At 64.8% G+C, this 14053-nt stretch carries 11 protein-coding genes and 1 pseudogene; 1 reads left to right on the top strand and 11 read right to left on the bottom strand.

The window, feature by feature from the left end:
- Positions 1-29: 29 nt before the first annotated feature.
- The 11 genes and pseudogenes from BLT09_RS23315 to BLT09_RS23265 all read right to left on the bottom strand — a co-directional run bounded on the left by BLT09_RS23315 (position 30) and on the right by BLT09_RS23265 (position 12834).
- Positions 30-737, bottom strand: coding sequence for a phosphoadenylyl-sulfate reductase (locus BLT09_RS23315; protein WP_091597247.1), 708 nt, complete (start codon positions 735-737; stop codon positions 30-32).
- 45 nt (positions 738-782) lie between these two features.
- A complete protein-coding gene (locus BLT09_RS23310; RefSeq protein WP_091597244.1) occupies positions 783-2213 on the bottom strand; it encodes a putative sulfate exporter family transporter in 1431 nt (476 codons plus the stop codon).
- On the bottom strand, positions 2210-4078 hold the full coding sequence (locus tag BLT09_RS23305) for a di-heme oxidoredictase family protein (protein ID WP_236473651.1): 1869 nt from the start codon (positions 4076-4078) through the stop codon (positions 2210-2212). Before BLT09_RS23305 ends, BLT09_RS23310 begins: the two co-directional genes overlap by 4 nt.
- 401 nt (positions 4079-4479) lie before the next feature.
- Positions 4480-6306: an allophanate hydrolase gene (gene atzF / locus BLT09_RS23300; protein ID WP_091597238.1), complete on the bottom strand. Its 1827-nt coding sequence runs from the start codon at positions 6304-6306 to the stop codon at positions 4480-4482.
- Positions 6303-6653 (bottom strand): cupin domain-containing protein, encoded by a 351-nt coding sequence (locus BLT09_RS23295; protein WP_091597235.1) that lies wholly within the window; start codon positions 6651-6653, stop codon positions 6303-6305. Before BLT09_RS23295 ends, atzF begins: the two co-directional genes overlap by 4 nt.
- Positions 6646-7314 carry a cysteine hydrolase family protein gene (locus BLT09_RS23290; protein ID WP_091597232.1) on the bottom strand — a complete coding sequence of 223 codons (669 nt, stop codon included), beginning with the start codon at positions 7312-7314 and terminating at the stop codon, positions 6646-6648. The genes BLT09_RS23295 and BLT09_RS23290 overlap by 8 nt, the downstream gene beginning before the upstream one ends.
- Positions 7314-8843, bottom strand: a complete 1530-nt coding sequence (locus BLT09_RS23285) for an ABC transporter ATP-binding protein (RefSeq protein WP_091597229.1) — start codon at positions 8841-8843, stop codon at positions 7314-7316. Before BLT09_RS23285 ends, BLT09_RS23290 begins: the two co-directional genes overlap by 1 nt.
- Positions 8844-8853: 10 nt before the next feature.
- A pseudogene (biuH, locus tag BLT09_RS23280) lies at positions 8854-9554 on the bottom strand (biuret amidohydrolase).
- A gap of 25 nt (positions 9555-9579) precedes the next feature.
- Complete coding sequence (locus BLT09_RS23275) at positions 9580-10506, bottom strand: ABC transporter permease (protein WP_091597226.1); 927 nt, start codon at positions 10504-10506, stop codon at positions 9580-9582.
- Positions 10506-11666 (bottom strand): ABC transporter permease, encoded by a 1161-nt coding sequence (locus BLT09_RS23270; protein WP_091597223.1) that lies wholly within the window; start codon positions 11664-11666, stop codon positions 10506-10508. Before BLT09_RS23270 ends, BLT09_RS23275 begins: the two co-directional genes overlap by 1 nt.
- A gap of 40 nt (positions 11667-11706) precedes the next feature.
- Positions 11707-12834 (bottom strand): BMP family ABC transporter substrate-binding protein, encoded by a 1128-nt coding sequence (locus BLT09_RS23265; RefSeq protein WP_091597220.1) that lies wholly within the window; start codon positions 12832-12834, stop codon positions 11707-11709.
- A 269-nt stretch (positions 12835-13103) separates the two neighbouring features.
- Here BLT09_RS23265 and BLT09_RS23260 point away from each other — a divergent pair, with 269 nt between their 5' ends.
- On the top strand, positions 13104-13787 hold the full coding sequence (locus BLT09_RS23260) for a GntR family transcriptional regulator (protein WP_091597217.1): 684 nt from the start codon (positions 13104-13106) through the stop codon (positions 13785-13787).
- Positions 13788-14053: the final 266 nt, after the last annotated feature.

Below are 14053 nucleotides of genomic sequence, written 5' to 3'. Positions count from 1 at the left end.
GTCGACTGGATGCCTGCGCGACCGCGAAATCAGGCAGCAGACGCGGCCGAATTGCGAGCGGCAATGGGCGACCGGTGAATCCCGCACTCCATCTTCGACAGTCCGCTCCAGCGGCCCGCGCGCGGATTGTCCGCGCTGCCGCACGCGACCGTGCACGGCGCGCAGCCGATCGAGAGGTAGCCTTTTTCGAGGAGCGGATGCCGGGGAAGATTATAGCGATCGAGATAGGCCTCGATCTGTTGGCGGGTGAAGCGGGCAAGCGGATCGACCTTCAGGCGTCCGTCAGTTTCCTCGAGCGTCGGAACATCCGCGCGAAGCCCGCCATGATATCGCTTGCGACCGGAAATCCAGGCCTTGAAGCCAGTCAGCGTATTTTCGAGCGGCAGAACCTTGCGGATCTGGCAGCACCGGTCAGGATCGCGGCGGTGCAGCGATCCAGCGACGTCGAGCGCCCGCAAGACATCCGTTTGAGGCCTGACGACGCGCAGATCGGTGAGGCCGAGCAGAGCCGTCAGCTGCGCGCGATAGGCGATCGTTTCCGAAAACAGCTTTCCGGTGTCGAGCGTGATAACGGGGAGCGAACGGTCGATCGAGGCCGCAATGTGCAGCAGCACCGCGGATTCCGCGCCAAACGAGGACACGAGCGCTATGTTTCCGCAAAACACGTCGCTGACAAGCGGCGCCAGCAGGTCGGGTCCGTCGAGATGGTTCAGCTCTGCGATGACGGCTTCATACATGGCGGTTCGGCCGATCAAAAACGGTGGTGGCGTGACGAAGCCGCATCATAGCTTCGCCACGAAATCGAGGAGCGCCTGGCGGTCTGTCTCGTCCAGGTCGAAGAAGCGGTCGCGCACGATCTGCGCCGTGCCGCCATGGGCGAAGACGGCATCGCGCAGTGTTGTCGCACGGCCGTCGTGCAGGTAACGGTGGCGCAGGCGGATGCCGACGAGCGGTGCGGTCCGCCATTCGGCGCCGATGGCATCGCCCTGGACGATCTTGTCGTCGAGCGCCGGCCCCATGTCGTGCAGCAAAAGGTCGGAGTACAGCTCAACTTCGCCGTTGCTGCCCTCCAGCGCCGGCACATGGCATTTGGCGCAGCCGATCGAGGCGAAAAGCCGTCCGCCATGGCTGCCAAGCATCGCGCCTTGGCTCGATGAGGGCGATGCGGCCCGGAAGGTCGCCGAGAATGGGATCAGCGCAGCATAGGCCAGGGCCGCCGACAGAGCCACCCCGACGAAACCGATGCCGATCAGGCGCCAGGCGCCGCCGGCCTCTCCGAGCCGTCCGACCCGGGTGGTGATGCCGAGCGCGATCATCACCATCAGGAACAGGAACTGGTCGACATCGAGGATGGCGCGGCGCAGTTGCGGGTTGAGGGTGATCTCCGAATTGAGCATCACCACGCCGATGAACGCGACGATGAACCACGGGAACGGGATCGGCGCGGCCTCTTGCACCTTGTTGCGGCTGCGAAACACCAGGCTGGCGGCCAGCAGAAGCGGGACGAGCATCAGCACTTTGCTGAGCTTGACCAGCGTTGCGGTGTTCAGCGCGTCGTCGGAAATGGCGAAGGAGGCGCCATAGACCTGCGCCAGCTCGAAAATGCTCGCCCCGACGAACACGCCATAGAGGCGGTCGTCGAGATGCTGCAGCCACCCGCCCAGGAACATGACCGGATAGGCGAGCAACGCCACGGTGCCGCTCAGCGTGATCAAGGCGATGGCGATGCCGGCGCTCTGGTCGCGCGCCCGCATAAGCGCGGCCATCGAGAGGATCGCCGCGGCGCCGCAGACGGCGCTGCCGACCGCGACCAGCAGCGCGATTTCGGCGTCGAGCCTGAACAGCTTGCGCGCGATGGCGTAGAGCAGCGTCAGCACCAGGATCAGCTCGATGGCCGCCACTGCGAGCGGCATGAACCCCAGATCCAGGAACAGCCGCGTCGTGATACGGAAGCCGACCAGCACCACGGCGAGCCGCAACAGATAGCGCTTGGTGAAGTCGAGCCCCGGGCGCAAGGCGTCCGGACAGGCGAAGCTGCTGCCGATCAGCAGCCCGAAGATCATGGCGACCAGGACCGGGTTGCGCGACAGCGGCTCGCCCAGTCCGCCGGCGATCCAGCCGGCCGCAAGGGCGAGTGCCGCAGCAACGATGACGCCAGGCAGGACCGGGCGCATTTTTTCCGGAGCATGGGAGAGCGTCAGGGCGAGGCTCATGGCTTTGCCCCATCGGGCGGGCGCAGCGCTCGCAGATAGGAGGCGACCGCCTCGATCTGTGCGGAATTGTCTTCGATCGGCTGCGCGCTCGCCTCGCGGCCGACGCTCGCGCCGGTGACGCCGAGTTCGTTTGCGAACGCGTTCGCCACCATGTCTTCGAGGGTGGCCATGTCAGCCTTCCAACCGTATCGGCCGACCCGCGACGCGCCCTGGCCATCGACGACATGATGGGCGCGGCCCTTGATGCCGGCGCCCTTGCTGACCGCCTGCGCTTCGATGACGCTGTCGGGTATCTCGTCAATCCCAGCGATACCGTAGAGAGCGAGCGGCATGCGCAGCGAAATCACGTTGGCCTGGCGCGGCATCGCCGCCGGGACGGTCGCGTTGCCGGCGCCCCCGCCGAGTGTATAGCGCCTGGCGACCGGACTGTTGGGATGGTCGATCGGCACCGTGCGTCCGGACCCCGGATCCATATGGGCTACCCTGCGCGCAAAATGGCTTTCGTCGGTGCTTGCGCCGCCGGGACCGGGGTGGCAGGCCACGCAGGACGTTGCGTTGAACAATGGGCCGAGGCCCATGCGCGGCGTGTAGTCGGTCTGGAACACCTGTTTTCCGCGCGCCGCAAGATTGGCGTCGGCGGCAGCGCTCTGCGTCTCCTGCGTCGCTGCCGCCGCGCCGTGCTCGTCGAAGGCCCCAACCTCGACGAGCGCCCCTTCGTGGCCCGGAAATCCCGGAACCTCGCCGCCAATCGTTATCCAGATATGCTGTGCGTCCGCCGACGTCGCGATCGCGCGAAGGCGATCGGCTCCCAAAGGGCCGAGCCCTGGAACCTCGATCGTCGCGCGTGCGAGAAGCCGGCCGTCCTGGCTCACGCGCAGCAGTGAACCGTCGCCGCGGTTGGCGACAAACAGATCGGACCCGCCGGCGAGTGTCGTATGGCTCGAAAACTGCGGATTGGCGATTTCGGGAATGGCGGCGGCGACGTCGACCGGGCGGTCGAATTCCGGCAGCAAGATCGTGCGGGCCCTGGCGACGGTGAAATGCCGCCGGTCGTCCTCCAGGTCAAGCAGCACCAGCCGGTCACGGCCCGGATCGGCGATGTAGAGAGCGCGGTCCGGGTTCCACTTGAAGGCGATGCCGACGACGCCGGGATCGTCGCCGATGCCCAGGCCGGTGCTTACCGTGCCCGGCCCGGCCAAGCCGTCGACACCATCCTGGACGTGGATTTGAACCACGCCGCCATCCGCGGTGACCGCGGCGAACACGGCAAAGCCGCTGCCGTCGGGCGAGGGACCGAGAAACGCCGTTCCGAGCGCGCCCGTCTGCATTCCGCCCGATGTCAGCTGGCCGCTTGCCTGGTAATTCAGCAGCTTGCCAAGCCAGCCGCTGGGCTGTGCTTTCGGCGCCTGCTCGCGATCGGTATGCCGGCCGGCGAACACGCCGCCGGCCTCGCGGCTTGGCGCGTTGGCGAGCGGCGCACCGTCGGGGTCGACGACGGTGACGCTGCCCTCGCCAGCCAATCCGTTCGGCGCGTTGGCGATCCAGGGTCTTCCGAAGGCGTTGTTGATCGAAATGTATCGCGGTCCGGATGCGGCTGCGAGGCGCGCGGTTCGAGCTCCGGCATTGTATCGCCGGTTGAGAAACTGTTCGCTCTGCGCCGTGTAGAGTTGCACCCTCGCATCTCCGCCGTTGCCGGTGAGCTCTTGCGGAACGATGATGGTGCCACCAGACTTGCCGGCGCGCGGATCGATGGACAGGATCGCCCCGACCTCAAGCGCTGGATAGTCGGCTGGTGCGCCGAAATTGCTGCCCACGGCGACGAGAACCCTGAGCGGATCGAGCATCCGCCCTTCGCGCGTCGCCATAAGAAATTCCGGATTTCCCGGTATCGGCCCGCCGACATGAAAGCGCCCCACCTCGCGCACGCCGGCCACGTCGGGCAGCCCGACGGCAACGATTCGAGCGTTCAGGCGCCAATCGGGAGTCTGATCTCCCGCGAACGCCCCGCTTGGCAACAGGCTGAGAACTATCGCCGCGGCCTTCGACAGCGTCCGGCGGGCCTGATAAGTTCCGACGGAATCTGTTGGGGCAACTGCACGGCCTGCTCGCATCGCGAAGTCTCCAGCGGTCGCAAGCGCGCGCTGACGCCTGCCAAATCACAGTGCAATTTTAGAGCACGCGCACATACGGATCGCTTACGGCGTGCTGGCTCGCCGAGCATGCCGCTATGATTTGAGGTCAGCTGCCGGCGCGAACGGCCGGTCGTTCAATCGGCCGGAACGCTTTCCACTCGCTCCGCCGGCCTAGCAACGAAGCTGCGCCAACCGCCATAGGCCGAAATGTCGATCGCTCGTGACAACCCGGCGGTTTCGACCAGGAAGCCCTTGGCCGATGTCCCGTCATCGAGCTCGATCGTGCCGATGCCGAGCGGCGGCGGGATCGCGGCCACGAAGCGTCCGAACGCGTCTGGTGAAAGCCGCCAAACCTCGACATCGATCGACGTCCCGTTGCCATCGGCAACACGCACGAGCCCCGGCTTCGGCACCGACTGGCCCGCGAGCGCATAAAGCTGGTAGGAGGCAACCGTCCTGGCGGCTCTGCTCAATCGCCCGCCCAACGCACAGAGTTGGCCGTTGAGTGGCATTCCCGACAAATGCGCGCCGACAACCACGAGCTCGATCAGGTCGTCAGTAGGGTCGAAGCTTTTGGCGGCGAAGGCAGGCATCGCCCAGCCTGTCGCGCCAAGGCCGAGACCGCTCGCCGCATGCAACTCGCTGGCCAGCGTCGCCGTCAGTGCATCCTTGCCGGCAGCGGCAAGCAAGGTAACGCTCATCGGCAGATCGTCGTCGCGCTTGCCGGTCGGCACGGCGATGCCGCACATGTCGAGCAGATTGACGAAGTTGGTGTAGGTGCCGAGCCGGCTGTTGGTGACGATCGGATCGGCCAAAACAGTTTCCAGCGAATAGTGCGTCGGCGCCGTCGGCACGCAGAAAAGGTCGACCGAGGCGATGACAGGCGCGAGCCTGGCCTTGTGGGCCTGCAGCGCATAGAGGCCTTTGAAAGCATCCGCCGCGGAAAGTTTTCGTGCGCCGCCGATGATTGTGCGCGTCACCGGGTGCATGGCTGTCTCGTTCACGTCCATGAAATCCGCAATCGCCGCATAGCGCTCCGCTACCCAGGCGCCTTCGTAGAGCAGGTTGGCGGTAGCGTAGAAATCGCCGAAGGGAATTTCGATCAGTCGGCAGCCGAGCTGTTCCAGCGTCCGCAGCGCCGTTTCGAATCCCGCCTGCATGGCCGCGTCGCCAAAAAATTTCCGGTCCGCTTTTGCGGGAACCCCGACGGTCAACACGGGTGGACGCGGACCAAGCGGCGGCGCCGCGATAGCGCGCGAATAAGGATCGACGTCATCTTTGGCCGCCGCCGCCCTGAAGACGCTGTAGGCGTCATCGACGGTGAGCGCGAAGACGGAGACGCAGTCGAGCGTGCGGCAGGCCGGCACCACGCCGGTGGCCGACAGCGCGCCGACGGTCGGCTTCAGCCCGACGATGTTGTTGAGGCCGGCGGGAATGCGGCCGGATCCTGCGGTATCGGTGCCGAGCGCGAAAGAAACAATGCCGTGCGCCGTCGCCACGGCCGAGCCGCACGAGGAACCGCCCGGCACCAGTTTCGGATCGATCGCGTTTCGGGGGACCGGATAAGGTGTGCGCACGCCGACGAGGCCGGTGGCGAATTGGTCGAGATTGGTTTTTCCGACGACCAGCGCCCCGGCCGCCCTCAGACGCGCGACGACGGTGGCGTCTTTCGCCGGCAAGTAGGCATATTCGGCGCAGCCGGCGGTGGTCGGCATGCCGGCAACATCGATGTTGTCCTTGACCGCGAACGGCACGCCCCAGAGCGGCTTTGCCACGGGATCGAACCCGCCGAGTGCGTCGGCTTCGGCGAACAGGTCCGCCTTGCTCGCCAGATGGATGAAGATGCCGGGATCGTCCGCTTTCGCTATGCGCTGAAACACGGTTTCAATAATGGCAGCGGCCGACATGCCGGAGGCATAGGCCGCGTGCAGGCTGCCGATACCAAGACGGATGTCGCTCATTTGGCCTCGTCCAGAATGATCACCGGCAGATTCCACTGGATCAGCACGACGCAGCCGTCTTTCGTCCATACCGAATGCTCGGTCCCGACCGGGTTCAGGATCACGCTTCCCGGAAGATAGTCGCCAGTCTCGTCGCTCTGGGTGCCTTCCAGCACGACGATGGTTTCCAGCCCGACGTGGCGATGGCGCGGCACGCCGGCGCCGGGCCGATAGTTCAGGATCGCGACGGAGGGTTCGGCCGGTCCGCCCTTGAGCAGCCAATGCACCGTGATGCCGTCGCGAAAATGCTCGAATGCCAGATCACGCCAGACCCCATGGATGAGAGCCGGGTATGCAATGTTAGGCATCGGCAATTCCCTTGAGCACCTGGTCCGTCATCGCCGTCCAGCCGACGATCGCGCCCTGCGCCCTGATCATGGCCAGTGAGGCCGCCTTGAACTCCGGAAAATAGCTCTCCGTCGCATCCTCCGCCAGCAGGCATTCGTAGCCGCGGTCGTTGGCCTCGCGCATCGTCGTCTGCACGCAGACTTCCGTCGTAACTCCGGCGAAGACGAGCTGCTGCACGCCGAGCCGCTTCAGGTCCTCGCCGAAGCTGGTAGCGTAGAACGCGCCCTTGCCGGGTTTTTCGATGACGATTTCGCCAGGCAGCGGGGCTACCTCGTCGAGGATCGCCGTTCCCGGCTCGCCGACGACCAGCACGCGGCCCATCGGACCGACATCGCCGATTCGGATCGAAGGATTGCCGCGATTGCGCTTGGCCGGCGGCAGGTCCGAAAGGTCTGACCTGTGGCACTCCATCGTGTGGATCACCGGCAGGCCGGCGGCGCGAAATCCCTGGATCAGTCTCTTCACCGTTGGCACGATCGCCGCCACCCGGCCGACGTCGTTGCCGAGGCTGGCGCCAAAGCCGCCCGGCTCGGCGAAATCGCGCTGCATGTCGATGACGACCAGCGCCATCGCCTCAGGCTTGAAGGCAAACGGAAACGGCAGCGCGTCGATCTCCGCCATCAGTGATGTCCCGCCATGTGCTCGCCGATCGTCTGCACGCTCGCCTGTGCGATCGGTGTCTCATAGACCAGCGCGCCGTCGGACATGACGAAGATGCGGTCGGAGAGCTCCAGCAGTTCGTCGAGGTCCTCCGACATCAACAGCACCGCGGCACCAGCGTTGCGTGCCCGCATGATACGGGCGCGGATTTCGGCGACGGCGGAGAAGTCGAGGCCGAAGCAGGGGTTCGACACGATGAGAAGATCGACCTCGCCGGTCAGTTCGCGGGCGAGCACCGCACGCTGCACATTGCCTCCGGAGAGCGACGAAATCGGCGAGGCGAGCGAGGCTGTCTTGACCTTGAACTGCTCGACCAGCCGCGTCGCATAGTCCCTGATGGCGCTCATCCGGATCCAGCTTATCGGCTTGCCGGCCTCGTTCAGGTCGAAGGTCCGGAATGCCATGTTTTCCGCCACCGTCATCCTCGGCGCGCAGGCATTGCGCAACGGTTCCTCCGGGATGAAGCGCACATTGAGCGTGCGGGCTTCGGCGCGGCTGGCGCCGTAGGGCGATCCCTTCACCAGAACGTCGCCGGCATCACGCGTACGCTGTCCGGCAAGGACTTCTAGAAACTCCTTCTGGCCGTTGCCGGAAATGCCGGCGACACCGACGATCTCGCCGGACTTCACATCGAGCTCGCCGATATTGATGGTTTTCAGGCCGGTGCGGTCGGGCGCCTTCAGCGCCTTCACCGTCAGGATTTGCCTGGCGCCGACCGGCACTGGAGCGCGGCTGTCGAGCGCGGCGATCGGCTGGTCACCGATCATCATCGCCGCCATCTGCTTGTGAGACTGTTCCGATACTTTCCCCGTTCCTGTCAGTCTGCCCTTGCGCAACACAGTGATGTCGTCGGCAAACGCCGTCACCTCGTGGAACTTGTGCGAGATCATCAGCACGGTGAGGTCGCCCGCCTTAGTCATGCCGCGCACTAGGCCCAGCACTTCCTGCGCCTCGCCGGGGGTTAGCACCGACGTCGGCTCGTCCAGCACCAGAAAACTGCGGCCGAGATAGAGCTGCTTGATGATTTCGAGCTTCTGTTTCTCGCCGGCGGCGAGTTCGGCCACCTTGACGTCGAGCGGCAGCTTGAATGGCATCCGCTCCATGAACTGGGCAAGTGCGGCGCGTTCCTTGCGCCAGTCGATAATCCCCGGCACCTTTTCGCGGGAAATGACCAGGTTTTCCGCACCTGTCAGCGACGGGACGAGGGTAAAATGCTGGTAGACCATGCCGAGGCCGAGCGCCGAGGCGTCCTTCGGACTGGCGATGCCGACCTCGCGGCCGTCGACCAGAATTTCGCCGGCGGTCGGGTGATAAAAGCCCATGATGCATTTGACCAGCGTCGACTTGCCCGCGCCGTTTTCGCCAAGCAGCGCATGAAACGATCCCGCCGGCACCTTGATGGAGACGTCGTCCAGCGCGGTGAAGGCGCCGAAACGCATGCTCATGCCGATCGTCTCGACGCCGACGGCCTTCTTGCCGCTTTCACGCATCACGACACCCTCATGGCAACTGCGCAACGAAGGACACCGAGTTCGACACCGCGCCGAACACGCCGCCTTGCATCTTGATCATCTTGATCGCGGCGAGATGGTTGCCGTAGTCGGTCGCCCCGCAGCAATCCTCCAGCATCACACATTCGAAGCCACGGTCGTTGGCTTCTCGCATCGTCGTGTGCACGCAGACGTCGGTGGTGATGCCGGTCAGCACGATGTTTTCGATGCCGCGCTGGTTGAGGATCAGTTCCAGGTCGGTGGCGCAGAACGAGCCCTTTCCCGGCTTGTCGATGATCGGCTCGCCTTCGGCCGGATAGAGGTCGGGGATGATGTCCCAGCCCGGCTCGCCGCGCACCAGGATGCGCCCGCAGGGTCCGGGTCGCCGATGCCGGCATTGATGCGGCGCGAGCGCCAGCGCTTGTTGGCCGGCAGGTCGGCGAGATCGGGCCGGTGGCCCTCTCGCGTATGAATGATGGTGTAGCCCTTCGCCCGCATGGCAGACAGCACCGATCTGATCGGTTCGATCGGCGCCCGCACCAGCGAGAGATCGTAGCCCATATGATCGACATAGCCGCCCGGCCCACAGAAATCGGTCTGCATGTCGATGATGATCAGCGCCGTGTTGTCGGGCCGAAGCTCGCCATTGTAGGGCCATGGATAGGGATCGGCATCGATGTAGCGCTGCGTGACCTCGGCTCTGGCGTTCATTGAGAAAAACTCCAGTCTGGAAACGTCATTTGGTGATCGACAGTTCGCCCGGCGCGCCGGCCAGCGAACGGCTCGGCGACGAGGTGGCGATCATGATGACGAGGGTGAGAATGTAGGGTGCGGCGTAGAACAGATAGTAGCCTTGCGTGACGCCGACCGATTGCAGCGCCGGCCCCAGCGCGCCGGCCCCGCCGAACAGCAGCGCGGCGGCAAAGCAGCCGAGCGGGTTCCAGCGCGCGAAGATGACCAGCGCCACTGCCATCAGCCCCTGGCCCGACGAAATGCCTTCGGTCCAGCTGCCGGGATAATAGAGCGACAGATAAGCGCCGCCGATTCCGGCCAGCGCGCCGCCGATGCCGGTGGCGATGAGGCGCACCGTATTCGGGTTGAGGCCCATGGCGCGCGCGGCGTCGGAACTGTCGCCGACCACGCGCAGGATCAGGCCGGCGCGGGTGTTGCGGAAAGCCCACCACAGGAACACGGCAAGTGCTGCGCCGATCAGGAACAGCACATTGATGTTGAGCGCCGCCTGCACCTGCGGAACGTCGGACCAGCCGCCAAACGGGATGGCCGGCAGGTCGGGCGCCGGGGGCTGGATGAACGGTTTGCCGAAGAAGAAGGCGAGACCCGAGCCGAACAGCATCAGCGCAATGCCGATGGCGATGTCGTTAACGCCACGGAATCTGCAGATCCAGCCGTGGAACAGGCCGAAACAAAGACCGGCCGCGGCGGCGGCCAGCAGGCCGAGCCATGGTGAGCCGGTTATCACCGCGACGGCATAGGCGGTCATCGCGCCGAACACCAGTGTGCCTTCGAGACCGAGATTGATGCGCCCCGAACGCTCGGTGATGGCTTCGCCCAGCGACACGAAGATGAAGGGCGTCGACACCCGGATGGCGCCGCCGAGCATGGCGAGCGGAACGCCCCAGAGGCCGATCTCGGTTGCGTCCATCAGGCAGTTCCCTTCAGGAGATCGGGCCTTTTCAAGAGATCGCCCCTCTGCCAGAGGTCGGGATTGAAGGCCTTGAAGCGGCCGTAGAAGGTTTCGCTGAACAGGATGACGACGAAGAGCATGCCCTGCAGCACCAGCACGGTGGCGTCGGGCAGGTCCATGCGGCGCTGGATCAGCCCGCCGGAGGCGTCCATGCCGCCAAGCAGGAAGGCGACCGGGATGATGGCGAGCGGATTGTGGCGGGCGAGGAAGGCGACCAGGATACCGGTATACCCATAGCCGGCGGCGAGCGAGGCGTTGGCGCTGCCTTGCACGGCGGCGACTTCCAGCATGCCGGCAAGGCCGGCAAAGCCGCCGGCCAGCGCGGTGAAACCGACAATCAGCGGTCCAACGGCAAGTCCCTGCACCTGGGCTGCCCTGACATTGCCGCCAGCGATGCGGGCGGCGAACCCCCAGCGGGTCTTTTCGATCAGCAGCCAGGACAGAATGCAGGCGATGATGCCGACGACCAGGCCCCAATGCACGTCCATGCCGGGAATGTTGCCGATGCGGTAGGCCTCAGCCAACGGCTCGGTCGACGGTTTGTTGAGCGAGGCGGGATCGCGCAGCGGTCCTTCCACCAGATGGTTCATCAGGGCGATGGCGATATAGGCCATCAAAAGGCTCGATATGGTTTCGTTGACGGCACGGTAGTGGCGTAGCGCGCCGACGGCACCGATCCAGATGCCGCCGGCGGCCAGGCCCGCCACGCCCATGACAAGAATAACGAAAAAGGCGGGGGCGCCGCTGGCGGCCACGCCCATTGCAGCCGCGGCAACGCCGCCCAGCACGATCGCGCCTTCGCCGCCGATGACGACAAGGCCGAGCCGGGCCGGCAGCGCCACGCAGAGCGCCGCAAGCAGCAAGGGTGCGGCCCGCGACAGCGAGTTCTGGACCGAGAACCACGAGCCGAAGCCGCCGCGCCACATCGTTTCATAGAGCTGCGCCGGCGATTTGCCGACCAGCGCGATGAACAGGCTGAACAGGGCCATGCCGACAATCAGGGCCGCGAGCGGGATGACGAGGGCTTCCGCCCGCCGGGCGATCCATTCGAGCGCCGTCGGATAGCTTTTGGCGCCGAGCATCACTGGCACGCTCGCGCTGCTCACGGTGTCTGCCATGGCCCCCGTCTCCGACATGGATCCCGTCTCCGATCCATGCTCAAGCGGTCGAGCCGACGACACCCTCGACGAGATAGTCCATGCTTTCCAGTTCGATCGCGGCTTCGACGAAGGTTTGGCCCTCGGTTGCGACGACGTCGCCCTTGTTGTTCTTCAACGGCCCCTTGATCACGGAAAAGCCGCCCTTCATCATTTCGGCGAGCGTGCCGTCGAACTGCGCGCGCGCCGCCTCGCTGACGGCGGGGCCGAGCGGGCTCATCTTGACGAAGCCGTCGGCCAGTCCGCCGCGCGTGAAATTGGGCAGCGGCTTGCCGGCCACGAGGTCGTCGACGAACATCTTGTAGACCTTCGCCCAGTTCCATTCCGCGCCGGTCAGGTATTCTTCGGGCGCCAGCGGGCTCTGATTGGCATGGTAGCCGCAGATGAAGGCGCCGCGCCCCGCCGCCGTTTCGACCACCACTTTCGGGCTGTCGACATGGCAGGTGATGACGTCGGCACCCTGATCGACCAGTGCATTGGTGGCCTCCGCCTCCTTGACCGCCAGCGACCATTCGCCGGTGAAGATCACCTGGCAGGTGATTGCCGGGTCGACCGAGCGTGCGCCGAGCAGGAAGGAGTTGATGTTGAGCAGGACCTGCGGAATGGGCTTTGCCGCGACGAAGCCGATCTTCTTGCTCTTGGTGGCGTGGCCGGCGGCGACGCCGTTGAGATACTGGCCCATGCCGATATAGCCGAAATAGGAACCGGCATTCATCGGATGCTTGTCCTTGTTCCACATGCCGCCGCAATGGCGGAACTGCACGTCGGGGAATTTCGCGCACATGGCCAGCATGTGCGGATCGAAATAGCCGAACGAGGTCGGGAAGATCAGCGAGGCGCCGTCGAGGTTGATCATCGATTCCATCGACTTCTGGACATCGACCGTTTCGGGGACGTTCTCCTCCTCGACCACGGAGATGCCCTCGATGGCCTTCAATGTGGCGGCACCCTCGGCATGCGCCTGATTATAGCCGTAGTCGTCCTTCGGTCCGACATAGATGAAGCCGACAGTGACGGCAGCGGCGAACGCCCTGCTGATCGGGAATGACGCCGAGGCCAGGCCGAGCGCCGCTCCGGCGGCGGAGGTCTTGAGCAGATCGCGGCGGCTAAGCATGAATCTCTCGGTCATGTGAATGCTCCCTGTTGGACCCTTTCCGGGTCGATTAATCCCCTTCTCGTAAAAGTGCATGCAATCGCTGTGCCAGTTCAAAAGCTGGATTTTATCCAATTAAATCAGTTGGCGGGCTGATTAGCCGTGCTCAAGCGAAAGGCAATTGCATACACTTTTTGCCTTTCAATTAGACAGTTTGACAACAAGATTAAAATAAAGGCATAGAGGGCGCGCCCGAGTCGAAACGAAAAAGACTGGACGGAGGAGAATTGTCGGGGAAGCGCAGCTTGATCAGGTCGGGCACGACCGTCGATCAGATGGTGAGGGCGATCGGTGACCGGATCGTCACCGGCTTCCTGCGCCCCGGCGAAAAGCTCGACGAGGCCTCGCTGGCTGCCCGTTTCGATGTGTCGCGCACCCCCGTCAGGGAGGCGCTTGGCCGGCTGAGCGCCATGGGGTTGGTCGAAAGGCGGCCCAACCGCGGCGCCACCGTCGCCGTGGTGACGCAAGAGCATCTTGCCTCGATGTTCGAGAGCATGGCCGAGCTTGAAGCGATCTGCGCGCGGTTCTCGGCCGAGCGCATGACCGCCGGCGAACGCCGCGCGCTCGAATCCGAGCACCAGGCATCGGCGCGCCTCGTGCAATTGGGTGCGGAGGAGGACTACGAATATTTCAACACCGAGTTCCACACGCGGCTCTATCGCGGCGCGCACAGCAAGCACATCTATGAACTGACCGTCATGACACGCAGCCGGCTGGCGCCGTTCCGGCGCGCGCAATTCATGCTGCCGGGCCGCCTGGCCAAATCCTGGCAGGAGCATGACGTCATCGTTACCGCAATCATGCGCGGTGACGGCGCCGCCGCAGGGCAAGCAGCCAAGGATCACGTCTCCATCGTCAGCGAGGCGAGCGCCGTCTTTGCCGCGGTTGACCCGATGAAACCGGCGGATTCGATTGGGATGTCTTCCTAGTGGACAAAACCTGACGCGTGGTACCCGAAACGGAATACCGTTTTGACCCCGAGGCGACCTATGTCTTGCATGTAGCGAATGGCCGCTTCGCGCCCCAATGTCGGTCGTTTGGGCTGGCTTCAACAGATCCTGAAGCGGACACGCCAACGATAAAGCCAAGATGCAGGAGATGCTCTCGTTGCCTGCTGCGTGACCGGAAGCAGCGGCATGGCGTTGAAAGCGGCCGACTTCCCATCGGCGCGTTGCGGACGAGGGTAATGACGTTT

It is taken from the genome of Mesorhizobium muleiense, from assembly GCF_900099905.1.
GTDB lineage: Bacteria > Pseudomonadota > Alphaproteobacteria > Rhizobiales > Rhizobiaceae > Mesorhizobium > Mesorhizobium muleiense.
Note: the sequence above shows the minus strand (reverse complement) of the source record. Positions and strands in the feature narration are given on the sequence as shown.

Excerpts from the sequence above, each read along its gene's own strand:
- BLT09_RS23315 (WP_091597247.1), bottom strand. The coding sequence starts at position 737 with ATGTATGAAGCCGTCATCGCAGAGCTGAACCATCTCGACGGACCCGAC.
- BLT09_RS23310 (WP_091597244.1), bottom strand. The coding sequence starts at position 2,213 with ATGAGCCTCGCCCTGACGCTCTCCCATGCTCCGGAAAAAATGCGCCCG.
- BLT09_RS23305 (WP_236473651.1), bottom strand. The coding sequence starts at position 4,078 with ATGGCGACGCGCGAAGGGCGGATGCTCGATCCGCTCAGGGTTCTCGTC.
- atzF (WP_091597238.1), bottom strand. The coding sequence starts at position 6,306 with ATGAGCGACATCCGTCTTGGTATCGGCAGCCTGCACGCGGCCTATGCC.
- BLT09_RS23295 (WP_091597235.1), bottom strand. The coding sequence starts at position 6,653 with ATGCCTAACATTGCATACCCGGCTCTCATCCATGGGGTCTGGCGTGAT.
- BLT09_RS23290 (WP_091597232.1), bottom strand. The coding sequence starts at position 7,314 with ATGGCGGAGATCGACGCGCTGCCGTTTCCGTTTGCCTTCAAGCCTGAG.
- BLT09_RS23285 (WP_091597229.1), bottom strand. The coding sequence starts at position 8,843 with ATGCGTGAAAGCGGCAAGAAGGCCGTCGGCGTCGAGACGATCGGCATG.
- BLT09_RS23275 (WP_091597226.1), bottom strand. The coding sequence starts at position 10,506 with ATGGACGCAACCGAGATCGGCCTCTGGGGCGTTCCGCTCGCCATGCTC.
- BLT09_RS23270 (WP_091597223.1), bottom strand. The coding sequence starts at position 11,666 with ATGGCAGACACCGTGAGCAGCGCGAGCGTGCCAGTGATGCTCGGCGCC.
- BLT09_RS23265 (WP_091597220.1), bottom strand. The coding sequence starts at position 12,834 with ATGACCGAGAGATTCATGCTTAGCCGCCGCGATCTGCTCAAGACCTCC.